A 21541-nucleotide genomic window follows, 5' to 3' on the forward strand; every position below is an offset into this window, starting at 1 on the left:
TCACGCAACCTTCCGCTGAAGCGTCAGTCGTACGTTGGTCGAGTCGTCGGCGTGCGCTGGTTCCAGGACAGTGACATCGACCACGTCGAGGTGCAGCGCGTCGGCGAGGGTCTCGATTCCCAGGTCCCCGACCGCGCTTCGGCCGGCGCCCAGCAGCATCGGCGCGACGTAGACGACGATCTCGTCCACGAGGTCGGCGTTGAGGAATGCGGCGGCCAGGGTCGGACCGCCTTCGAGGAAGACGCGGTGGATTCCGCGGGCTCTCAGGTCGCTCAGCGCCGCGTGGGGATCGCGGGTGAGGAGTCTGACCGTCTGCGCGTCCGCGTTGAAGACCCGCCGGCCGCCCGACAGGTCGCGCAGCCCCATGACCACACGCATCGGTTGAACGGCCAGCGGGAGATCGTCGTGCCCGCGCACGGTCAGCAGCGGATCGTCGACCGCAACCGTGTTGGTGCCGACCAGGATCGCATCGCAGCTAGCACGCAGACGGTGGGTGTCGCGCCGGGCTGCCACGGAGGAGACCCACCGCGACGTGCCATCGGCGGCGGCACTGCGTCCATCGAGGGTGGTGGCGAACTTCCACAGCACGTACGGGCGGCCAAGCCCGGTCGCGACCGTCCAGTCGGCGTTGAGTTCTGCTGCCTGCGCCCCGAGAAGCCCGGACTCGACATCGATCCCGGCGTCGCGGAGCCGCCGCGGCCCACCGGCGGCCGCCGGGTTGGGGTCCGCCTGGGCGAAGACCACCCTGGCGACCCCCGCGTCTATGAGGGCCTGGGAGCAGGGACCCGTACGACCGGTGTGGTCGCACGGTTCCAGCGTGACCACTGCAGTCGCGCCGCGAGCCGCCGCGCCGGCCTTCGCCAGTGCCTGGGCCTCGGCATGGGGCGTTCCCGCGCCTTCGTGGTGCCCCTGCGCGATCGTCCGGCCCGTGCTGTCGAGCAGGATGCAGCCGACCTGGGGGTTCGCGGAGCGTGGACCCGTCGCCGCCAGGGTCAGCGCACGCGACATCGCCGCGGTCTCCGCTGCCGTGAAGGTCACTGCCATCTCCTGGTCCGGGTGCGGACGCCAGGGGGCAGAGCGGTGGTAGCGCGACGGGTGCGCTCGCCACCGCCGCGTGCGCTTTCCATCCGGACTGTGACCGTCGGTCCAGGAGTTCCACCTGGTCAACCGTCCACCCTTGCGAGTGGCCGGGTCGCGGACTATCACCGCCGGTGCGGAATTTCACCGCCCCCAGTGCACGCGAGCTAGTTGCTTGCGGGGTGCAGCCTGCCATACCCGGCGTACTGAAAACCATGGCGGTCGGTTGCGTGGACACGTGAAAGCCACCACAGTGGGAGTCTGACCAGCCGTCGCAGTTCGGGCTCGACGCGGTCGTGAGACGGGCGTTGTCGGGCCGGTGAGGAGTTCCCGATGCAGTTGCCCAATCTCCGTGCTCCCCAAGTCGAGTTGGCGATCAAGGAGCTGGCGGTCGACCCTGCCGATGTCGACCAGGACACCTATCCGGTGTGGATCCGGCTGACGCGTCCGCTCACCGTGCACGAGCGGCTTGCGCTGGAGCGGATCGCACCGGAGGAGCGGATCGAGGCTGACGCGGTGGTGCTTCATGGCGTCCGGCTCGACGACGTCGCCCACGACATCGTCGAGTGGACGCGGCGTATCGACCATGCCGGGCGCGAGGGCGTACGGCTCGAGACTGAAGCCAAGGTGACCAGCGCGGAAGCCCAGGACCGGATCCGCGAGGAGCACCTCAACCGGTCATCCGATCCGGGTCAGTTCATGCACTGAGTCGATCTCAGGCGCTCGCCTGTCCGGCCTTTTCTCGCAACCGGTTCACCATCGCATCCGGGTCGGCGGCCGAATAGACCGCGCTGCCCGCCACGAACGTGTCCGCACCCGCTTCGGCGCAGCGTTCGATCGTCTCTTCGCTGACTCCGCCGTCGACCTGGAGCCAGACCTCGCCGCCCGTGCGCTCGATCAATGCGCGTGCCTCCCGGATCTTGGGCAGACACAGGTCGAGGAACTTCTGGCCGCCGAATCCTGGCTCCACCGTCATGATCAGCAGCATGTCGAGTTCGGGGAGGAGGTCGGCGTACGGCGTCACCGGCGTCGCCGGCTTCAACGCCATGCTGGCCCTTGCTCCCTGCTTGCGCAGTTCCCTCGCCAGTCGGATGGGAGCCTTGGTCGCCTCGACGTGGAAGGTCACCGACCGCGCGCCAGCTTCGGCGTACGCCACTGCGTTGCGGTCGCAATCCTCGATCATCAGATGCGCGTCCAGCGGCGTTTGTGTCGCCTTGGAGATCGCCTCGACCATGGTCGGCCCGAAGGTCAGGTTGGGCACGAAGTGGTTGTCCATGATGTCGACGTGGATCCAGTCGGCGCTGGGGATGCGGCCGATCTCGGCGGCGAGATTGGCGAAGTCGGCGTTGAGGATGCTCGGCGTGATCTGGATACCCACGTCGGCGATCCTAGGGGTCGGGCGGCCCATCGCCCTGCTCAGCTTCGTCGCGATCCGCCCAGGCGCGCAGCGGCGCGATGTCGAAGACGTGGTCGTCGATGTCGTGCATCAGGTCACCGATGTCGGCGAAGCGCGCCGGCATGGTGGCCATGGTGAAGTCCCGCGGCTCGCAGGCGTCGATCTCGTCCCAGCGCACGGGCGCCGAGACCCGGGCATCGGGCAGACCGCGTACGGAGTAGGCCGCGGCGATCGTGTGATCGCGGGCATTCTGGTTGTAGTCGACGAACAGGTGCGCGGGATCGCGGTCCTTGCGCCACCAGGCGGTTGTCACGTCGTCGGGTGCGCGACGCTCGACCTCGCGCGCGAACGCGAGGGCTGCCCGGCGTACGTCCTTGTGGTCACCCTCGGGCTTGATCCGCACGTAGATGTGCAGACCCTTGCTGCCGCTGGTCTTCGGGTAGCCGACTGCGCCGAGTTCGTCGAGGATCTCGTGAGCGACGTGCGACACCCGCTGCACCTGCGCCCAATCGGACTCCGGCCCGGGGTCGAGATCGATGCGCCACTCGTCGGGGACCTCGGGATCTTCGCGGCGGCTGTTCCACGGGTGGAACTCGACCGTCGACATCTGCACCGCCCAGATGACGCTGGCCAACTCCGTCACGCAAAGTTCGTCGGCGGTGCGCTTCCAGCGGGGGAAGAACAGTTCGACGGTCTCGACCCAATCTGGAGCGCCACTCGGGAGCCGCTTCTGGTGCACCTTGTCGCCCGCCAGGCCCTTGGGGAACCTGTGCAGCATCGTGGGTCGCTCCCACAGGGCGTTGACGATGCCGTCGCCGACGCTGAGGTAGTACTCGACCAGGTCGAGCTTGGTGGCGCCGGTCTCGGGGAAGTAGACGCGGTCGGGGTTGGTGACCTTGATGACGCGACTGTCCACTTCGATCTCGGTGAACGGGGACGCCATGAGCAGCACGCTAGTCGGTCGGCCCTCGTACGCTCGCTCACATGGTCAACTTCACCCAGCCGCCGGTCGTGCGGGTTTCGCTGCGACCGGACCCTGAGTTGGCTGCCGGTGAGTGGCCGCTGACCATTCCTGCGGTCGCACAGATCGCCGAGTCGGGACTTGGGTTGACCAAGGGCGTGACGTTCCTCGTCGGAGAGAACGGCTCGGGCAAGTCGACCGTCGTCGAGGCGGTGGCTCAGGCGTACGGCCTCTCACCCGAGGGCGGCTCCACGTTCAGCCGGCACTCGACTCGGGAGACCGAGTCGCCGTTGGGGCGGGCCCTGCAGGTCCAGCGCGGGCTGGGGGCCACCAAGTGGGGCTTCTTCTTGCGCGCGGAGACGATGCACGGCTGGTATTCCTACATCGAGGAACGCCCCAACGTCCGCAACCCGGATCCGCGTTATCACGAGATGAGCCACGGCGAGTCGTTCCTCGCGGTGCTGGAGTCACGCTTCGATTCGGGCGGCTTCTTCTGCCTCGACGAGCCCGAAGCCGCGCTGTCGTTCTCGTCGACGCTGGCGTTGATCGCGGTCCTGCAACGAGTTGTCGCAGAGGGCGGCCAGGTGTTGTGCGCGACCCACTCCCCCGTGCTGGCGGCACTGCCCGGCGCGAGAATCCTCGAGGTCGGCGACTGGGGGCTTCGCGAGACGACCTGGGACGAACTCGACCTCGTGTGGCACTGGCGGCGCTTCCTGAGCGCACCTGAGTCGTACCTGCGACACCTGTCGGACTGAACTCGCGGGCTCAGCCGTCGCGGCGCAGGAGCGCCAGGAACATCGCGTCGGTGCCATGCCGGTGTGGCCAGAGCTGGCGGGTCTGTGGGAGCGGGCCGGCCGAATCCGCCACGTCGAGGTCGATCGGTGCCAGTCGTACGTCCGGATGCGTGTCGAGCGCGCCTTGCACGACGTCGCGCGTTTCGACCAGCACCGGTGAGCAGGTCGCGTACAGCACCACGCCCCCAGGCCGCACCAGCCGCAATGCGCTGTCGAGGAGTCGCGATTGCAGGTCCGTTAGTCCCGGCAGGTCGTCGGGCCTCTTGCGCCAGCGCGCCTCCGGACGGCGCCGCAGCGCGCCCAACCCCGAGCACGGCGCGTCGACGAGGACCCGGTCGTACGATCTCTCGCCCCACAGTTCGGTGTCGGGGAGCGCCGTGCCGTCCTCGACCGTGATCTGCTCGACGCCGCGCGCTCCTGCCAGTGCCCGGCGTACGAGTTCGGCTCGATGGGGCTGTTGTTCGTTCGCGACCAGCCGTGCACCAGCCTGATGAGCCAACGCCGACAGCAGCGCGGCCTTGCCGCCCGGGCCGGCGCAGAGGTCGAGCCAGCGCTCGTCGCGACCCACGAGTCTTGCCTTCGCCAAGGCGATCGCGACGAGTTGCGAGCCCTCGTCCTGCACGCCCGCGCGTTGCTCCTTGACCGCCGAGATGTCGGCCGGATCGCCAGCCGTGAGCGTGACACCGTAGGGCGACCACCGCGTCGGCTCGCCGGGCAACTCGTCGCGGGTCGCCCGGCCGGGACGAGCCACCAAGCTGACCGACGGCGCCGCGTTGTCCGCGACGAGCAGGTCCTCCATCTGATCGGAGTCCGCACCTGGCTCATGGGCATTGTGTGAGGACGCAGCCAAGGATTCGGCCAGCGTCTCGACGATCCAGGTGGGGTGGGAGTACGCCACCGCGAGGTGGGCCACCCGGTTGACGCTCCGGTCCGGGGCCACGTGAGACACCCAACCGGCCAGGTCGTTGCTCGCGATCTTGCGCAAGACCGCATTGACCAGTCCCGCCGGACCCACTCCGATCGTGGCCCGGGTCAGATCGACCGAGGTGGCGATCGCGGCATGATCGGGCACCCGCATCGCCAGCAGTTGGTGGGCGCCCAACCGCAGCACGTCACGCACCTTGGCCTCCAGGCGCGGCTTGGTCAGGCAGGCGTCGATGATCGCGTCGTACGTCCCCTGCCAACGGAGCGTGCCGCTGACCAGTTCGGTGGCGAATGCGGCATCCCGGCCGGACAGATCCGCGCGGCGCAGCAGTTCCGGCAGCACCAGGTTGGCGTACGCACCGTCGAGCCGAACGGCCTTCAAGACGTCGTACGCCACCTTGCGGGCCGCATCGACCTTCGGCCGGCTCACGCGAGGAACTCCTTGACCAGGCGCTTGGGCGCCACTGCCAGCCACGCGTCAGTGATCACCTCGGTGAGTTCGTCGACGTCCACCTCCCCGAGCCGGCTCTGCCGGACCAGGACGGCGTTGAAGTTGCGGAAGTGGTCGATGGTGAAGAACGGCCCGTCGGCCTCGACCAGCGCCGCCTTCTCCGCAGCCCCGGGAGTCCGGATCACCAGCAGGTCGTCGTACTCCTCCCCGGTCTCCGGGTCGACCGCGTCGTGACGAGGGGCACGAAAGAGCACGAAGCCGCGGGGCTTGGGTTTTTGGCGTACGACATAGGTGGGCCGATCACCCCACGTCGTACCGAGTTCGGTCTCGGGCAGGGAGAGGCAGATGCGCTCGACGTCGGCGATCGTGGCACGGCGGGAGGTCATGTTGATGACCCCTCGGCGGAAAGTCGTGACCCCTCGGTCAGGCGGGCGCCGCGTGCCCAGTCGGCTGCCGGCATCGGTTTCCTGCCCACGGCTTGCACCTGGCCGAGCCGAACAGGATGGGTTCCGGTGCCGACCAGCACATCACGCTTGCCCGCCACGATCAGACCGGGCCGGATCGCCGGCGCGTCGGTCAGGCTGACGGGTCCCAGTTTGAGTCGGTTGCCTTCGTGGTCCCAGGTCCAGGCGCCGGGCTCGGGGGTGCACGCTCGGATCTGACGATCGAGGAGCACCGCGGGTGAGGCGAAGTCGACGTACGCGTCCTCGACCTCGAGCTTCGGCGCCAGGCTGACACCGTCGACCTGCTGTGGCCGGGCCTCGATCGAGCCGTCCTCGAGACCGTCGAGCGTCGCCAACAGCAGACCCGCACCGCCCTCGGCGAGACGGCCGAGCAGGTCACCGGCGGTGTCGTGGGGGCGGATTCGTTCGGTCATCACCCCGAACGTCGGTCCGGCGTCGAGCTGCGGGACGAGGCGGAAGGTCGTCGCTCCGGTGACCTCGTCGCCAGCCCAGATCGAGTGTTGTACGGGGGCCGCGCCGCGCCAGGCAGGCAGCGCGGAGAAGTGCAGGTTGACCCAGCCGTGAGTCGGGATGTCGAGCGCGGACTGCGGGACGAGGGCTCCGTACGCCACCACGGCACAGCAGTCCGGCCGCAATGCGCGGAGTCGCTGCTGGAAATCAACATCGCGAGGGTGCTCGGGCTTGAGGACTTCGATTCCCAACTCGGCGGCGCGCTCTGCGACCGGGCTGGGAGTGAGCCGACGACCGCGACCGGCCGGCGCATCAGGTCTGGTGATAACGGCCACCAGGTCGTGATCCGAATCGGCGATCGCGTCGAGCGACGGGAGCGCCACCTCAGGGGTTCCGGCAAAGACGACGCGCATGCTCAGAACCCGAACGGCCCGGTCGGATGCGGACTCAACTTGATGGTCGGCTTTTCGACGCCGAACCAGTCGGACTCACGGATCTCGCGCATGGCCGCCTTCCGCGCCTCGGTGTCCAGTCGGTCGATGAACAGGATGCCGTCGAGGTGGTCCGTCTCGTGCTGGATGGCCCGCGCAAGCAGCTCCGATCCCTCAATGAGGACTGGCTCGCCATGCATGTTGAAGCCTTTGGCCACGACGCTCAGCGCGCGGCGGCAGTCGTACGTCAACTCGGGCAGGCTCAGGCACCCTTCCGGGCCATCCTGGATCTCCTCGGACAGCGTGAGGTCGGGGTTGATCAGGTGGCCGACTTCTCCGTCGACGTTCCAGGTGAAGACACGCAGGCCGACGCCGATCTGCGGTGCGGCCAGCCCCGCGCCGGGAGCGTGCAACATCGTGTCGGTGAGATCGGAGACAAGCTGGCGCAGTTCCTTGTCGAAGTCCACCACTTCGAGGGCCGGCTTGCGCAGGATCGGATCTCCGAAGAGTCGGATCGGCTGGATCGGCACGGCACTCCTTGTGAGCGGGATCGAGGGCGTGCCGAGTCTAGGCCGAAGGCGCTACTCGGCCGGACACCCGCGGTCGCCGGGCACGCTGATCCGGGCGCCAAGCTGGAAGGTCTTGCCGCCTGAAGTGAAGTAGGAAAGTTGGTTGCCCTCGACCAGGGCGGCGATGGCCGCAGGGTCATCCACGAGTTGGCACTTGCCGTCCTTGAGCGAACCGGCCCCCACTGGCCAGGGCTGCTTGGTCGGCTTGACGTCCAGCGAGTCACCTTTGCGTACGCGATAGGAGGTCACCACGACCTCACTCGGCTCGACGTTCGAGGAGGCGACCGGCATGGCGAGCTCTTCAGCGAACCGCACAAAGTCCGCGAGCACCTTGCGGGGGCCACGCTCGTCACCGAGCCCGAGGGCGTACGCCTGGTGCCGCCTCGTGGCTCCGTCGATGTCGAGCGTGACCTCTGTCGTACCCATATCCGTCACGGACGGCTCGTCCACCACGTAGTCAGGCTCGCGCCCAGCGAGTCCGTCGTGCTTGGCCCGCGAAATCAGTTCACGCAGTTGCCCGGGGCTGAGTCTCCCGGTCGTGAGCGGAGTGAGCAGCGGCCCGGGATAGATATCCGCCACGGCACCTGCGACATACACCGTGCCGTCTGCCAACACCACGATGGTGGGCACCGTCGCAACTTGCCATTCCGGTGTCGTATAGCCCCCGAGCGTGATCACCTGGAGGATCACCGCATCGGAGTCGGTCGCGGGCGTGCTGCTCGTCGTAGACGCCGGATCCGCTGAAGGGTCGTGGGAGCCCGTGCGGGCGGTGCTGCCGCAAGACGAGAGCAGGAACGCGAGCACGACGCACAGCACCACACGAGTCTTCATAGCAATCCGACGCTATCGCGCAGCCCTGGGTTCCGGCCTCACAGGCTGATCGGGTCGACCTGGATCCGCACCGGATCGAGTTTGCGAGCCGAGCGAACGCGCTGGAGGTCGACGAACGCTTGAGACAAAGCGGCGGCTTGCGTGCGCGGAGAGCGGATGACCGCCCGCCACTCTGCGTCCCCGCACGGCGCCGGGCCGAGCACCTCGACCGGGTCAGGTGCGGCCAGCAGCGTCAAGGCGTCGTCCACCGCACCGATGTCGCCGGTGATCGTGACCACGCGTGAGGCGGGAGGCAGGCGTACGGCACGCCGCTCCACGCTCTCGCGATGTGCCAATCCGGCTGGATCCCAGCGTACGAGCGCTTGCACGGCCGGATGGGCCGGATCGCCGACGATGACGACCTGGCCTGCCCTGCGTACGAGCACGGCGGCAGTCAGCCAGCGACGCAATGCCTCCTCCGTCGCCCGCATGTCCTCGCGCGCCAGTGTCCACCAGGCGTCGAGGACGATCACCGCGGCATAGCCCCCCTCGGCTGTGGGTTCGGCCCCTGGCGTCGCCACCACGATGGCCGGCTTGTCGTCGACGTGGTCCCTGACCCGGTCTCCACTCGAACTCAGCACCGCGACTCCGGGGAAGGAACGGCCCAATTCCTCCGCGGTGCGAGCCTCACCGATGACAGGGGCACGAAGCCCTCGACCGCCACACTCTCGGCAAGCCCAGGACTCCTCGACCGTGCCGCACCAAGCACAGGTCGGCGCGTGTGCTGCCGTGTGCTGGCGCAGCGGCCCTTCGCAGCGGGCGCACCGTGCGGGCGTACGGCAGCGGTCACAGGCCAGGGCCGCGGCATACCCACCTCTCGGGGTCTGCACGAGAACCGGGCCGTCGGGCAGGGCCGTTCTGATCGCCGCGTGCACCTGGCTGGGGATGCGCGACGCATGCGGGTCGCGGCTGCGCGCGACATCATCGCCGCCCGCCACGGTGACCCGGGCCCGGCGCCGAATCTCGTCTCGCGACGCCGCAATCTCACGCGCCCAACCGGTCGAGACCAGGTGATGGGCCTCCACGGAACGAGAGGGAGAGGCCACCAAAGCGGCGGTCGACTCGAGTTCGGCACGCGTGAGCAGCACCTCTCGGGTGTGCGGATAGGGCGCGCGAGGCTCCGCGAACAAGTCGTCGCCGTCATCCCAGATCGCGACCAGGCCCAGATCGCGTACGGGTGCGAAGGCCGCGGCGCGGGTGCCGATCACGATCCGACGTTGACCGCGACTGATCGCGAGGAAGTCGCGATAGCGTTTGGCGGGGCCAGCATCAGCGGTCAACACGATGTGGTGCTCGGGACCGATGGCCTTCGTCAGCGCGCCGTCGAGTCGGGCTACATCGCGGTGATCTGGCAGACACACCAAGACGCCACGTCCTGACAAGTGCACCGTCGCCGCCGCCACGGCCAGGGCGGCGGGCCAGTCGGTGCCGGGCGCGACCGTCCAGACCGCTCGCGGTGTGCGCGCTTGGGCGAGCTCGGTGAGGAACTCGATCGCGCCCTCGTGGCCGCCCCATGACTCCGCCGACGGCGCGTCCACGCCCCGTGGGGGCTCCGCCGTCCCGGCCGTGCGTTCGGCCGTGGCGTGGCGCGGCGGGATCGCCAGCCGCAGCACGTCCGCCCGGGTGCCGGCGTAGCGCGTGGTCAACGCGCTCGCCAACGCGGCGACCTGCGGGCTGAGCACCGGCTCGGGGCTCACCACCTTGCGCAGCGGCTGGAGGCGCTCGTGATCGGACTCGTCGACCCGCTCCAGGATGAACCCGCCCACGACCTGCCCGGCAAAGCGCACCTTGACGCGCGCACCGGGGACGGCTTGGTCGTGCAGCGCCGCCGGGACGAGATAGTCGAACGGTCGATCCAGATGGGCCAGCGAGACATCGACCAGCACCCGGGCCACCGGGTGAGTTGGCGCGGCGGCGCGTTGTGCCGCCAACTTGGCGTCGGCAGTCGCCTGACGTCGCTGCGCGCGTCGTACGGACTCCCGGGCAACACCCGGCAGCCCGAGCTGTTCGCTGCCGTCCGAAGTCACGGGAGTGTTCTACCAGCGACGACCGACGGAACGGGCTGGAGGCCGGCCAGACCTTGGCCGGCCCCCAACCGTGTGACCGAGTCTCACGGTGTGTGACCTATGCATTGGTCACACACCGTGAGAGTCCCCGGCCGGCCGGGGACTCCTACAAGGCGGCGGATCAGACTCCCGCGGCAGCCTTCAGCGCCTCGGCGCGGTCGGTGCGCTCCCAGGTGAACTCGGGGAGTTCGCGTCCGAAGTGACCGTAGGCGGCCGTCTTGGCGTAGATCGGGCGCAGCAGGTCGAGGTCGTCGATGATCGCGGCCGGGCGCAGGTCGAAGACGTCGAGGACGGCCTTCTGGATCTGCTCGTCGGGGATGACGCCCGTGCCGAAGGTCTCGATGAAGACACCCACGGGTGCGGCCTTGCCGATCGCGTACGCCACCTGCGCCTCACAGCGCTTGGCCAGGCCGGCGGCGACGACGTTCTTGGCGACCCAGCGCATGGCGTACGCAGCGGAGCGGTCGACCTTGGACGGGTCCTTGCCGGAGAAGGCGCCGCCACCGTGACGGGCCATGCCGCCATAGGTGTCGACGATGATCTTGCGACCGGTCAGACCGGCGTCGCCCATCGGGCCGCCGATCACGAACTTGCCGGTCGGGTTGACCAGCAGGCGGTAGCCCTCGGACGGGATGTCGAAGCGGCCCAGGATCGGGTCGATCACGTGCTGCTGGATGTCAGCGGCGAGCTGCTCCTGGGTGATGTCCTCGGAGTGCTGGGTCGACAGCACGACAGTGTCGACGCGGACCGGGTTGTCGTCCTCGTCGTATTCGATGGTGACCTGGGTCTTGCCGTCGGGGCGCAGGTAGCCCAGCGTGCCGTCCTTGCGGACCTCGCTGAGGCGCTCGGCCAGGCGGTGCGCGATCGTGATCGGCAGCGGCATCAGCTCGGGGGTGTCGTCACAGGCGTAGCCGAACATCAGGCCCTGGTCGCCGGCGCCCTGCTTCTCCATCGCATCCACCGACCCGGTGCGCGATTCGAAGGCGGTGTCGACGCCCTGGGCGATGTCGGGCGACTGCTGGCCCAGCGCGATCTGGACACCGCACGCGCGGCCGTCGAAGAACATGCCGCCGTCGTCATACCCGATCTCGATGATCTTGTCGCGCACGATCTGGGCGATGGGTGCGTACGTCTGGGTGGTCACCTCGCCGGCCACCACGACCAGGCCGGTGGTGAGCAGCGTCTCGCAGGCGACCCGCGAGTGCGGGTCGTCGGTGAGCAGTGCATCGAGCACCGAGTCGCTGATCTGGTCGGCGATCTTGTCGGGGTGACCCTCGGTCACGGACTCAGAGGTGAAAAGACGTCCAGCCACGCTGCGCTCGCTCCTGTGAAAACGTACGGAAAACTGCCGCTGGCACGCTATCCGATGACGGCACCCAGATCGGAATCCGGACCTGGTGTCCACGACCCGGGACGCGCTGTCTCAGCCGAGCAGGCGTACGACCTGATCCCAGATCACGTGCGACAGGGCGTCCTTCGACCCGAGCGGTACGTCGACTGCATTGCCGTCGGCGGCCAAGATCACGGCCTGGTTGTCCGCGGCACCGAAGACCGCTCCCCCGCTGACGTCGTTGACCACCAGCAGGTCGCAGCCCTTGCGCGCCAACTTCTCCCGACCCAGGTCCAGCACGCTGCCCGTGGAGTCGCCGGTCTCGGCGGCGAAGCCGACGATCACCTGGTCGGCTCGTAGCCGGTCGTGGGAGATCGTGGCCAGGATGTCCGGGTTCTGGGTCAACTCGATCGCAGGAGCCGATCCGTCGGCCGACTTCTTGATCTTGGCGTCGCTGAAGCTCACCGGACGGAAGTCGGCCGGGGCGGCCGCCATCACGACGCTGTCGGCCACCGCGGCCGCCTCCAGAACCGCGTCTCGCAGTTGGGCTGTCGTCTCGACCCGGACGACCTTGACCCCCGCGGGGTCGGGCAGGGTCACGTTGGCCGCGATCAGCGTGACCTCTGCGCCGCGTGCCGCCGCCGTACGCGCCAGGGCATAGCCCTGCAGACCGGACGAACGGTTGCCCAGGAAGCGGACGGGGTCAAGGTATTCGCGGGTGCCGCCCGCCGAGACGACCACGTGACGACCCGCCAGATCGTAGGACTGGCTCGGCCGGGCGAGCACCTGCGTGGCGAGATCGAAGATCTCGGCGGGATCGGGAAGGCGGCCCTTGCCGGTGTCCTTGCCGGTGAGCCTTCCCTCGGCGGGTTCGATGATCACCGCACCACGTTCGCGCAGGGTGGCCACGTTGGCCTGGGTCGCGGGGTGCTCCCACATCTCGGTGTGCATCGCGGGCGCGAACACCACCGGGCAGCGGGCCGTGAGCAACGTGTTGGTCAGCAGGTCGTCGGCCAGTCCGTGCGCGGCCTTGGCGAGCAGGTCGGCGGTGGCGGGAGCGACGACGACCAGATCGGCGGTCTGCCCGATGCGTACGTGTGGCACCTGGTGGACGTCGGTCCACACCGCGCTGGCGACCGGCTTACCCGACAGCGCCGCCCAGGTCGGCGCCCCGACGAACTCCAACGCGGCGGCCGTGGGGACGACGGTGACGTCGTGGCCGGACTCGGTGAAGCGGCGCAACAACTCACATGCCTTGTAGGCCGCGATGCCGCCGGAGACCCCCAGAACGACACGCGGCCGTCCCGAGGTGGGGACGGCCGGGTCGTGATGTTCGGTCATGAGACCGGCGTTCAGTCGACCGAAGGGCTGGAGTCGAAGGTCGCGTCGAGGGCGGCTTGGGCGCGCGCTTCCTCTTCGGCGGCGAGTTCGGCCGGGTCGACGTCTTCGCAGGTCAGCATGTCGCGGCTGATCTCGCGCAGCGCGATCGACAGCGGCTTCTCCTGCACGTGGGTGTCCACGAGCGGGCCGACGTACTCAAGCAGGCCCTCGCCGAGTTGTGAGTAGTAGGCGTTGATCTGGCGGGCGCGCTTGGCGCTGTAGAGCACCAGCTTGTACTTGCTCTCGGTCTTGCCGAGCAGGTCGTCGATGGGCGGGTTCGTCACGCCCACAGCGGCGATGGTGGGGGCAGCCACAGTCGTTGCCTCATTCTTGTCGGGGTCAGATGGCGCGCCGGTCCGCTGGGACTCACGCAGGACCGGAGTCAGGCGCAGGAAAGTCGGGCGCAGAGACCAACGATACCAACTGCTCGGCCGCCTGCTGAACTTCGTGGTTCACGATGGTGACGTCGAACTCGTCCTCCGCGGCCAACTCTTCGACCGCGGTGGCCAGTCGCCGCGTGCGCTCGGCCTCGGTCTCGGTGCCACGCCCGACCAGGCGGCGTACGAGTTCGTCCCATGTCGGCGGCGCCAAGAACACGAACAGCGCCTCCGGCATGGTGTGCCGGACCTGCCGGGCGCCCTGCAGATCGATCTCGAGCAGCGCCGGACGCCCGGTCGCCAACATCGCCTCGACCGGGCCGCGCGGGGTGCCGTACCTGGCGCTCGCGTGCACCGTCGCCCATTCGAGCAGCTCGTCGCGAGCGATCATCTCGTCGAAGCGTTCGTCGGTGACGAAGTGATAGTGCACCCCGTCGATCTCACCCGGGCGCGGGGTGCGCGTCGTAGCCGAGACCGAGATCCACACCTCGGGATGGTGCTCGCGGATCTGTGCCGCCACGGTGCCCTTGCCGACGGCTGTCGGGCCGGCGAGCACCACCAGGCGTGCCGGCGAGGAGTCGCTCACGTCAGATTTCCGGGCCGAACTCGTGCTCGAGGGCCGCGATCTGCTTCGTGCCGAGTCCACGTACGCGCCGGCTCTCGGCGATGCCTAGACGCTCCATCATCTGGCGCGCACGGATCTTGCCCAGCCCGGGCATCGACTGCAGCAGGTCGACGACCCGCATCTTGCCGATCACCTCGTTGGTCTCCCCCTCGCGGATGACGTCGGAGATCGAGGCTCCCGAGTGCTTGAGGCGGTTCTTGACCTCGGCACGTTCCCGTCGAGAAGCCGCAGCTTTCGCGAGGGCGGCTTGACGTTGTTCGGGTGTGAGCGGAGGCAGTGCCACAGCGGTCCTCTCGGGGTCAGGGAAGGTGCTCGATCAATCTAGTCAGAAGGCGGAAGGTCCAGCAACGCGGTCACCCTCCTTGCAGTGCGCGCACCTTCTCCACCAGTCCCGTGACCGTCGGACCGGCTGCCAGGATCTCGCGCGAGGACGACGGGAGAACGAGTGCTTGGGACGCCGCGCCGAAGACGCGCCGGAGGTCTTCGTCGGTACCGCCCTGGGCGCCATAGCCGGGCGCCAGGAGCGGTCCGTTGATGTCCAGAACACTCGGGTCTGCGAGTGGGGCGATGGTGGCACCGACGACGGCGCCGTACGACCCGAGCGGCTCGGCGCCCGCATTGAGGGCCGCCAGCCGAGGAAGCATCCGCTCCCCCACGCGTACGCCCTGCGCGTCGGTCGCGTGCTGGACCTCCGGCCCTTCCTCGTTGGAGGTCAGGGCGAGCACGAACACGCCCCCTCCGAAACGTTGCGCCGTGTCGAAGAACGGGGCGAGCGACCCGAAGCCCAGATAGGGCGACACCGTGATGGCATCGGCGCTCAGTGGTGACTGTGGGTCGAGGTAGGCGTCGGCGTACGCCTGGGAGGTCGAGCCGATATCGCCGCGTTTGACGTCGAGAAGGGTCAGCGCCCCTGCCGCCCGCGATTCGGCCAAGACACGTTCGAGGACCGCGATCCCACGACTGCCGAAGCGTTCGTAGAAGGCGGACTGCGGCTTGATCACCGACACCTCCGGGGCCAACGCCTCAACGGCGGTGAGGGCGAAACGCTCTAGACCCGCCACGTCGTCGTCCAGCCCCCATGCACGCAGCAGCGAGGCATGCGGGTCGATGCCGGCACACAGCGGTCCACGCAGGTCCACCAACTCGTGCAGGCGGGCACCGAAGGTCTTCATCAGTTCTCCAACTCGTCGAGGATCCGGGCCAAGGTGGTGGGATCGTGCAGCAGCGCGCTGCCGACCTGGACCCCGCAGGCCCCGGCATCGAGGAACGCCCGGGCGTCGGCGGTCGAGGCGATGCCGCCACATCCGATGACGTCGATGTCGGGCAGTGCCGCGCACACTTCCGCGACGCAGCGCAACGCGATCGGCCCGATCGCGGGACCGCTCAGGCCGGCACCACGGCCGTCGGGCAAAGCGGCGGGCAGCGCGTTGCCGACCACCACCGCGCTGGCACCAGCCTCGATAACGGTCCGCGCGACCTCCACCACACGTACGACATCGCTGCGCACCTTGGCGAACACCGGCACCCCGGGTGGGAGTTCGCGAAGTACGGCGGCGACCACGCCGGCGGTGTGGAACGGCTCGCGGGCCTCGTAGATGCCGCACGCGCGCGGATCGGGGGCGGAGAGATTCACCTCGACGGCCAGCACGCCGGGCGCCGCCGCAAGTCGCTTGGCGATCTCGGCGTACTCCACGATCGTCGCGCCGGCGATCGAGACGATCGGGTGCGCGCCCTGTTGGACCAGCCAGGGCAACTGCGCCATCAGGAAGCGGTCGAGTCCCGGATTGTCGAACGCGACGGCGTTGAGCAGCCCGCTGGGAGTCTCGACGATGCGGGGTTGGCGTCCGCCCGGTCGTGGGTCCCGGGTGATCGATCGCGTGACGAACGCGCCGAGCCGGGACAGGTCCACGTACGGCTGGAGTTCGCGACCCGTGCCGCCGCAACCGCTCGCCACCATGACGCGTGAGCGCAATCTCAGACCTGCCACCGGCACCGTCATGGCAGCGCGTCCCAACGGATCCGATCGCCGCGGATCACCGGGCCCTCGAAGCACGCGCGTACGGATCTGGGCGCGCCCTCCTCGCCCACGATCGGCACGGCGCAGCCCTCGCACAACCCGGTACCGCAGATCAGTTGGGTCTCCAGACCCACCTGGCTCCAGGCGCCCGCGTCCTCTGCGGCCGCCGCGACCTCGTGCAGCAGGTCGCGGTCGCCTGCGGCGTAGACGACATCGGCGCCTGACTGGGTCAGTGCCTCGCGTACGTGCTCGCGGACGTGACCTCGACGTCCCACCGAGCCGTCCTGGGTCACGATCGTCACCGCGCGCGCAACCCTCCTGGCTTCCAACGCGGACAGCAGATGTGCCTCGTCGACCGCCCCGACCAGCAGGGTGACGCTGCAGTCGCGATCACGCAGTCGCTCGGCGAGGGTGAACAACGGTGCAGCCGAGTGCCCCTCGCCGACGAGCAGACAACGCACGGGTTGCTTCGGCATGGCGTACGGGCGGCCCAGCGGGCCGGTCACCTGAAGTGTCGTGTCCGCCGGCTGCCGCGCCAGCCAGCGGGTGCCGGGGCCGGTCGGCTCGACGACCACCTCGACGGTAAGACCGTGTCCGCCAGTGGGGCGTACGCGGTGGATCCAGAAGGCACGCCTCGCGAGTCGGGCACCGTCGCTGCCGACCGAGACCGCAAGGAAGTTGCCGGGACGGAATCGATCACCGACTCCCGGAGCGACCAGGGTCAGATGGCGAAACGCCCCGACCGACTTGTTGGTCAGGATGCGGGCCTGGACGTGCACGGGCGTCAGGGCGGTGTCGGTCACGGGCTGGGTCTCATTCGTGGGAGTTCACCTCAGGGCACCCGCGATGCGGCGCGCCCAGAGGGGACCGCCGTAGACGAACCCGGAGTACGCCTGCACCAGCGTGGCCCCCGCATCGAGACGGACTCGAGCATCCTCGGGCGTGCTGATGCCGCCGACGCCGATCAGGGTCAGATCTTCGGGAACGTGTTGTCTGAGAAGTTCGAGCACGGCCAGTGCCCGGTCACGCACGGGTGCACCTGACAGGCCGCCGGCACCGAGCCTGGCAACCTCGTCCTCGGGGGTGAGCAGTCCGTCACGGCTGATCGTGGTGTTGGTCGCGATGATGCCGTCGAGGTGAGTGTCGGTGGCGAGTTGGGCCACCTCGATGACGTCTTCATCGGCGAGGTCGGGAGCGATCTTGACCAACAGCGGGACGCGGCTCGGCGTCACCTGGTCGGCCCGCTTTCGTACGCTCGCCAGCAGCGGCCCGAGCCGGTCCACTGCCTGGAGCGAGCGCAAACCGGGCGTATTGGGGCTGGACACGTTGACCACGAGATAGTCGGCGAAGGGCGCCAGCAGACCCGTGCTCTTCTCGTAGTCCGCCTCGACGGCTGCCTGGTCGTCCTCGGGTACGACCTTGGACTTGCCGATATTGATCCCCAGCACCGCCGCGGGGTCATGAACTCTCGTCGAGGGGTCATGAACTCGCAGCGCCCGGGTGGCGAGGCGGCGCGCCACAGCCTCCGCGCCGTCGTTGTTGAACCCCATCCGGTTGACGATCGCGCGATCAGCCGGAAGCCGGAAGAGACGTGGCTTCTCGTTGCCCTGCTGCGGCAGTGCGGTGACGGTGCCGATCTCGACATGGCCGAAGCCCAAGCCGGACAGGGCGTCGATGCCGACAGCGTTCTTGTCGAAGCCGGCGGCCAGACCGAGGCGATTCGGAAATACGATCCCCATCGCCTCGACCGGAGCCCCCGGCTGTGGGAGTCGGCTCAGCACTGGCGCGGCCCGACGGATAGCCGCGAAGCCCAGGTGGTGAGCACGCTCAGGGTCGAGCGGGGTGAAGACCCTGTCGAAGACGCGGTCGTACGCGGTCATGACCCCTCGCTTGAGAACTCATGACCCCTCGGTGGGATCTTGTGACCCCTCGGCGGGAGTTGGTGACCCCTCGGCGTCACTGGCTCGCCCAGTCTTGGAGGGAACGTACGCCGATGTCGCCGGAGATCGCGGCTTCGATGCCTTGTACGGCCGCGGCCAAGCCCTGGACGGTGGTGATGCAGGGGATGTTGGCCTGGATGGAGGCCGTACGGATCTCGTAGCCGTCCGCGCGCGGCGAGCCACCAGAACCACCCCGCGGCGCAGAGCCGTGTGGGGTGTTGACCACCAGGTCGACCTCACCGTCACGGATCAACTCGATCGTGGTCGGCTCCCCCGACGGGCCGAGGCCTTCGTAGTGCTTGCGCACTTCACGAGCGGGAATGCCGTTGCGGCGCAGCACCTCGGCCGTACCCAAGGTCGCGAGCACCTCGAAACCGAGGTCGTGCAATCGCTTGATCGGGAAGATCATGGTGCGCTTGTCGCGGTTGGCCATCGACACGAAGACCCGACCCGAGGTGGGCAGGGAGCCGTACGACGCCGTCTGCGACTTGGCGAAGGCAGTGCCGAAGATCGCGTCGAAGCCCATCACCTCGCCGGTCGAACGCATCTCCGGTCCGAGCACCGTGTCGACCGTCTTGCCGTCGGGAGTACGGAACCGGTTGAACGGCATGACGGCTTCCTTGACCGCGATCGGCGCATCCGCGGGCAGGGTGCCGCCGTCGCCCTCGGCAGCCAGGAGCCCTTCGGCTCGCAACGCCTTGATCGACTCGCCGAGCATCACCCGCGCGGCCGCCTTGGCGAGCGGGATGGCCGTTGCCTTGGACACGAACGGCACGGTGCGCGACGCACGCGGATTGGCCTCCAGCACATAGAGCACGTCGGAGCCGAGGGCGAACTGGATGTTGAGCAGTCCGCGTACGCCCACTCCTCGTGCGATCGCTTCGGTCGCCTCGCGGATGCGCGCGATCTCGGCAGCGCCCAGCGTGATGGGCGGCAGCGCGCAGGCCGAGTCGCCGGAGTGGATGCCGGCCTCCTCGATGTGCTCCATCACGCCTGCGAGATAGAGCTCCTCGCCGTCGAAGAGCGCGTCCACATCGATCTCGACCGCGTCGTCGACGAACCTGTCGACCAGCACCGGGTGCTCGGGACTCACCTCGGTCGCGCGCTGGATGTAGGAGGACAGCGCGTCGTCGTCGTACACGATCTCCATGCCGCGTCCGCCGAGAACGTACGACGGCCGCACCAGCACCGGATAGCCGATTTCAGCCGCGATCACGCGCGCCTCTTCGTACGACGACGCCATCCCGTGCTTGGGAGCGTTCAAACCGGCCTCGGCCAGGACTCGCCCGAACGCACCGCGTTCCTCGGCCAGGTCGATCGCGTGCGGCGAGGTGCCGACGATCGGGACGCCTGCATCCTCAAGTCCGCGCGCCAGACCCAGCGGCGTCTGGCCGCCGAGCTGGCAGATCACACCCGCGATCGGCCCGGCGAGCTTCTCCGCATGCACGACCTCCAGCACATCTTCCAACGTCAGTGGTTCGAAGTAGAGCCGGTCGGAGGTGTCGTAGTCGGTGGAGACGGTCTCGGGGTTGCAGTTGACCATGATCGTGTCGTAGCCCTGACCACCGTTGGCCGACGAGCCTTTGGCCGCCGAGAGCGCCAGCGAGGCGTGTACGCACGAATAGTCGAACTCGATGCCCTGCCCGATCCGGTTCGGACCGGAACCGAGGATGATCACGGCCTCGCGCTCGCGCGCAGTGACCTCGGTCTCCTCGTCGTAGGAGGAGTAGTGATAGGGCGTACGAGCGGCAAACTCGGCCGCGCAAGTATCGACCGTCTTGAAGACCGGCCGGATGCCCAGTGCGTGGCGCACCCCGCGTACGACCGCCTCGGGCAGATCACGCATCTTGCCGATCTGGGCGTCGGAGAAGCCGTGTCGCTTGGCGTGACGCAACAACGCAGGAGTGAGTTCCGCGGCGTTGATCAGGTCCTGCGCCACCTCGTTGATCAGACAGAGCTGGTCGACGAACCACGGATCGATGCCGGTCGCCTCGTGGATCTCCTCAGGTGTCGCCTCGGCTCGAATCGCGTCCATCACGACCCGCAAGCGGCCGTCGAACGGAGTCTTGATCTCGTCGAGCAGCGCCGCCTTGTCGAGGTCGATGTGACGGTGCGACCAGTCGAAGGGGGCGTGCTTGCTCTCCAGCGACCGCAACGCCTTCTGCAACGCCTCGGTGAAGTTGCGACCGATCGCCATCGCCTCGCCAACGCTCTTCATGTGCGTAGTCAGGGTCGGGTCGGCGCCGGGGAACTTCTCGAAGGCGAATCGCGGCACCTTCACCACGACATAGTCGAGCGTGGGCTCGAAAGACGCCGGAGTCTCTGCGGTGATGTCGTTGGGGATCTCGTCCAGGGTGTAGCCGATCGCCACCTTGGCCGCGATCTTGGCGATCGGGAAACCGGTCGCCTTGGAGGCCAGCGCGGACGAACGCGAGACCCGCGGGTTCATCTCGATCACGACGACCCGGCCGTCATCGGGGTTGACCGCGAACTGGATGTTGCACCCACCGGTGTCGACACCCACGGCGCGGATGATGCCCAGCGACAGGTCACGCAGGTGCTGGAACTCACGGTTGGTCAGCGTCATCGCGGGTGCGACGGTGATCGAGTCGCCGGTGTGGACGCCCATCGGGTCGAGATTTTCGATCGAACAGATGATGACGACGTTGTCGGCCTTGTCGCGCATCACCTCGAGTTCGTACTCCTTCCACCCGAGGATCGACTCCTCCAGGAGCACCTCGGTAGTCGGCGACGCGGCGAGTCCCGCTCCGGCGATGATGCGCAGATCGGCTTCGTCGTACGCCAACCCGGAACCCGAGCCACCCATCGTGAAGGAGGGGCGTACGACCACGGGGTAACCGAGCTCTTCTGCGGCGGCGAGCGTGCGCTCGAACGCGACCTTCTCCAGCGCCGCCTTGGGCGTGCCTTCAGGCTCGCCCGCGCCGTTGCAGATGATCGACTTGGCGACCTCGCCCCCGAGGTCCTCGACGATGCGCTTGAAGGACTCTCGGTTCTCGCCGCGGTCGATCGCTTCGATGGACGCGCCGATCAACTCGACGCCGTACTTGTCCAGGACGCCGTTCTTCGCCAGCGCCATCGCCGCGTTGAGCGCGGTCTGGCCGCCCAATGTGGCGAGCAGCGCGTCCGGGCGCTCCTTGGCGATCACCTTCTCCACGAACTCTGGCGTGATCGGCTCGATGTAGGTCGCGTCGGCGAACTCGGGATCGGTCATGATCGTCGCCGGGTTGGAGTTGACCAGGATGACGCGCAGGCCCTCTTCACGCAGCACTCGGCAGGCCTGGGTGCCGCTGTAGTCGAACTCGCAGGCCTGGCCGATCACGATCGGGCCGGAGCCGATCACGAGGACGCTTTGGATGTCGGTGCGCTTGGGCATCAGGCCTCCTCTCCGTCGTGGTTTC

Annotated in this window: 21 protein-coding genes and 1 riboswitch; of the genes, 2 read left to right on the top strand and 19 right to left on the bottom strand. The window is 68.5% G+C overall.

Annotated elements, in window-relative coordinates; all coding sequences use genetic code 11:
• Positions 1–1008: a bifunctional diaminohydroxyphosphoribosylaminopyrimidine deaminase/5-amino-6-(5-phosphoribosylamino)uracil reductase RibD gene (ribD, locus tag V9G04_08335; protein MEI2713294.1), complete on the bottom strand. Its 1008-nt coding sequence runs from the start codon at positions 1006–1008 to the stop codon at positions 1–3.
• A 102-nt stretch (positions 1009–1110) separates the two neighbouring features.
• Positions 1111–1243: riboswitch (FMN riboswitch) on the bottom strand.
• Between the two features lie 167 nt (positions 1244–1410).
• Between ribD and V9G04_08340 the strand changes: the two genes are divergently transcribed.
• The gene (locus V9G04_08340) at positions 1411–1785 is read left to right on the top strand and encodes a hypothetical protein (GenBank protein MEI2713295.1); all 375 of its coding nucleotides are present in this window, start codon (positions 1411–1413) and stop codon (positions 1783–1785) included.
• Positions 1786–1792: 7 nt separating this feature from the next.
• Here V9G04_08340 and rpe read toward each other — a convergent pair whose 3' ends face one another.
• A complete protein-coding gene (gene rpe / locus V9G04_08345) occupies positions 1793–2455 on the bottom strand; it encodes a ribulose-phosphate 3-epimerase (GenBank protein MEI2713296.1) in 663 nt (220 codons plus the stop codon).
• Between the two features lie 10 nt (positions 2456–2465).
• The gene (gene ligD, locus V9G04_08350; protein ID MEI2713297.1) at positions 2466–3416 is read right to left on the bottom strand and encodes a non-homologous end-joining DNA ligase; all 951 of its coding nucleotides are present in this window, start codon (positions 3414–3416) and stop codon (positions 2466–2468) included.
• A gap of 41 nt (positions 3417–3457) precedes the next feature.
• On the opposite strand from ligD, the gene V9G04_08355 reads away from it, so the two are divergent.
• Positions 3458–4189, top strand: a complete 732-nt coding sequence (locus tag V9G04_08355) for an AAA family ATPase (protein MEI2713298.1) — start codon at positions 3458–3460, stop codon at positions 4187–4189.
• Between the two features lie 10 nt (positions 4190–4199).
• On the opposite strand, the gene V9G04_08360 is transcribed toward V9G04_08355, so the two are convergent.
• The 16 genes from V9G04_08360 to carB form a co-directional block, all read right to left on the bottom strand.
• The gene (locus V9G04_08360) at positions 4200–5582 is read right to left on the bottom strand and encodes a transcription antitermination factor NusB (GenBank protein ID MEI2713299.1); all 1383 of its coding nucleotides are present in this window, start codon (positions 5580–5582) and stop codon (positions 4200–4202) included.
• Entirely contained in the window at positions 5579–5989 is a 411-nt protein-coding gene (locus V9G04_08365; protein ID MEI2713300.1) for a hypothetical protein, read from the bottom strand. Before V9G04_08365 ends, V9G04_08360 begins: the two co-directional genes overlap by 4 nt.
• Entirely contained in the window at positions 5986–6930 is a 945-nt protein-coding gene (gene fmt, locus V9G04_08370) for a methionyl-tRNA formyltransferase (GenBank protein MEI2713301.1), read from the bottom strand. The genes V9G04_08365 and fmt overlap by 4 nt, the downstream gene beginning before the upstream one ends.
• 2 nt (positions 6931–6932) lie before the next feature.
• Complete coding sequence (gene def, locus V9G04_08375) at positions 6933–7478, bottom strand: peptide deformylase (protein MEI2713302.1); 546 nt, start codon at positions 7476–7478, stop codon at positions 6933–6935.
• A 51-nt stretch (positions 7479–7529) separates the two neighbouring features.
• Complete coding sequence (locus tag V9G04_08380; GenBank protein MEI2713303.1) at positions 7530–8348, bottom strand: hypothetical protein; 819 nt, start codon at positions 8346–8348, stop codon at positions 7530–7532.
• 38 nt (positions 8349–8386) lie between these two features.
• Positions 8387–10414 carry a primosomal protein N' gene (locus V9G04_08385; GenBank protein MEI2713304.1) on the bottom strand — a complete coding sequence of 676 codons (2028 nt, stop codon included), beginning with the start codon at positions 10412–10414 and terminating at the stop codon, positions 8387–8389.
• 160 nt (positions 10415–10574) lie between these two features.
• Positions 10575–11765: a methionine adenosyltransferase gene (gene metK, locus V9G04_08390; protein MEI2713305.1), complete on the bottom strand. Its 1191-nt coding sequence runs from the start codon at positions 11763–11765 to the stop codon at positions 10575–10577.
• A gap of 111 nt (positions 11766–11876) precedes the next feature.
• Positions 11877–13124, bottom strand: a complete 1248-nt coding sequence (coaBC, locus tag V9G04_08395) for a bifunctional phosphopantothenoylcysteine decarboxylase/phosphopantothenate--cysteine ligase CoaBC (GenBank protein ID MEI2713306.1) — start codon at positions 13122–13124, stop codon at positions 11877–11879.
• An 11-nt stretch (positions 13125–13135) separates the two neighbouring features.
• Positions 13136–13477, bottom strand: coding sequence for a DNA-directed RNA polymerase subunit omega (rpoZ, locus tag V9G04_08400; GenBank protein ID MEI2713307.1), 342 nt, complete (start codon positions 13475–13477; stop codon positions 13136–13138).
• Positions 13478–13529: 52 nt separating this feature from the next.
• Positions 13530–14126 (bottom strand): guanylate kinase, encoded by a 597-nt coding sequence (gene gmk / locus V9G04_08405; GenBank protein MEI2713308.1) that lies wholly within the window; start codon positions 14124–14126, stop codon positions 13530–13532.
• 1 nt (position 14127) lies between these two features.
• Positions 14128–14448 carry an integration host factor, actinobacterial type gene (gene mihF / locus V9G04_08410; GenBank protein MEI2713309.1) on the bottom strand — a complete coding sequence of 107 codons (321 nt, stop codon included), beginning with the start codon at positions 14446–14448 and terminating at the stop codon, positions 14128–14130.
• Positions 14449–14518: 70 nt separating this feature from the next.
• Positions 14519–15337, bottom strand: coding sequence for an orotidine-5'-phosphate decarboxylase (pyrF, locus tag V9G04_08415; GenBank protein MEI2713310.1), 819 nt, complete (start codon positions 15335–15337; stop codon positions 14519–14521).
• On the bottom strand, positions 15337–16164 hold the full coding sequence (locus tag V9G04_08420; protein MEI2713311.1) for a tRNA-dihydrouridine synthase: 828 nt from the start codon (positions 16162–16164) through the stop codon (positions 15337–15339). The genes pyrF and V9G04_08420 overlap by 1 nt, the downstream gene beginning before the upstream one ends.
• Positions 16161–16985 (bottom strand): hypothetical protein, encoded by an 825-nt coding sequence (locus tag V9G04_08425; GenBank protein MEI2713312.1) that lies wholly within the window; start codon positions 16983–16985, stop codon positions 16161–16163. The genes V9G04_08420 and V9G04_08425 overlap by 4 nt, the downstream gene beginning before the upstream one ends.
• A gap of 24 nt (positions 16986–17009) precedes the next feature.
• Complete coding sequence (locus tag V9G04_08430; protein MEI2713313.1) at positions 17010–18062, bottom strand: quinone-dependent dihydroorotate dehydrogenase; 1053 nt, start codon at positions 18060–18062, stop codon at positions 17010–17012.
• Between the two features lie 76 nt (positions 18063–18138).
• Positions 18139–21516, bottom strand: a complete 3378-nt coding sequence (carB, locus tag V9G04_08435; protein ID MEI2713314.1) for a carbamoyl-phosphate synthase large subunit — start codon at positions 21514–21516, stop codon at positions 18139–18141.
• Between the last annotated feature and the right edge of the window lie 25 nt (positions 21517–21541).

The sequence above is a fragment of the Nocardioides sp. genome (genome assembly GCA_037045645.1).
GTDB lineage: Bacteria > Actinomycetota > Actinomycetes > Propionibacteriales > Nocardioidaceae > Nocardioides.

Coding starts and splice junctions, on each gene's coding strand:
- ribD (MEI2713294.1), bottom strand. CDS start 1,008: ATGTCGCGTGCGCTGACCCTGGCGGCGACGGGTCCACGCTCCGCGAAC.
- V9G04_08340 (MEI2713295.1), top strand. CDS start 1,411: ATGCAGTTGCCCAATCTCCGTGCTCCCCAAGTCGAGTTGGCGATCAAG.
- ligD (MEI2713297.1), bottom strand. CDS start 3,416: ATGGCGTCCCCGTTCACCGAGATCGAAGTGGACAGTCGCGTCATCAAG.
- V9G04_08355 (MEI2713298.1), top strand. CDS start 3,458: ATGGTCAACTTCACCCAGCCGCCGGTCGTGCGGGTTTCGCTGCGACCG.
- V9G04_08365 (MEI2713300.1), bottom strand. CDS start 5,989: ATGACCTCCCGCCGTGCCACGATCGCCGACGTCGAGCGCATCTGCCTC.
- fmt (MEI2713301.1), bottom strand. CDS start 6,930: ATGCGCGTCGTCTTTGCCGGAACCCCTGAGGTGGCGCTCCCGTCGCTC.
- V9G04_08380 (MEI2713303.1), bottom strand. CDS start 8,348: ATGAAGACTCGTGTGGTGCTGTGCGTCGTGCTCGCGTTCCTGCTCTCG.
- coaBC (MEI2713306.1), bottom strand. CDS start 13,124: ATGACCGAACATCACGACCCGGCCGTCCCCACCTCGGGACGGCCGCGT.
- pyrF (MEI2713310.1), bottom strand. CDS start 15,337: ATGAAGACCTTCGGTGCCCGCCTGCACGAGTTGGTGGACCTGCGTGGA.
- V9G04_08420 (MEI2713311.1), bottom strand. CDS start 16,164: ATGACGGTGCCGGTGGCAGGTCTGAGATTGCGCTCACGCGTCATGGTG.
- V9G04_08430 (MEI2713313.1), bottom strand. CDS start 18,062: ATGACCGCGTACGACCGCGTCTTCGACAGGGTCTTCACCCCGCTCGAC.
- carB (MEI2713314.1), bottom strand. CDS start 21,516: ATGCCCAAGCGCACCGACATCCAAAGCGTCCTCGTGATCGGCTCCGGC.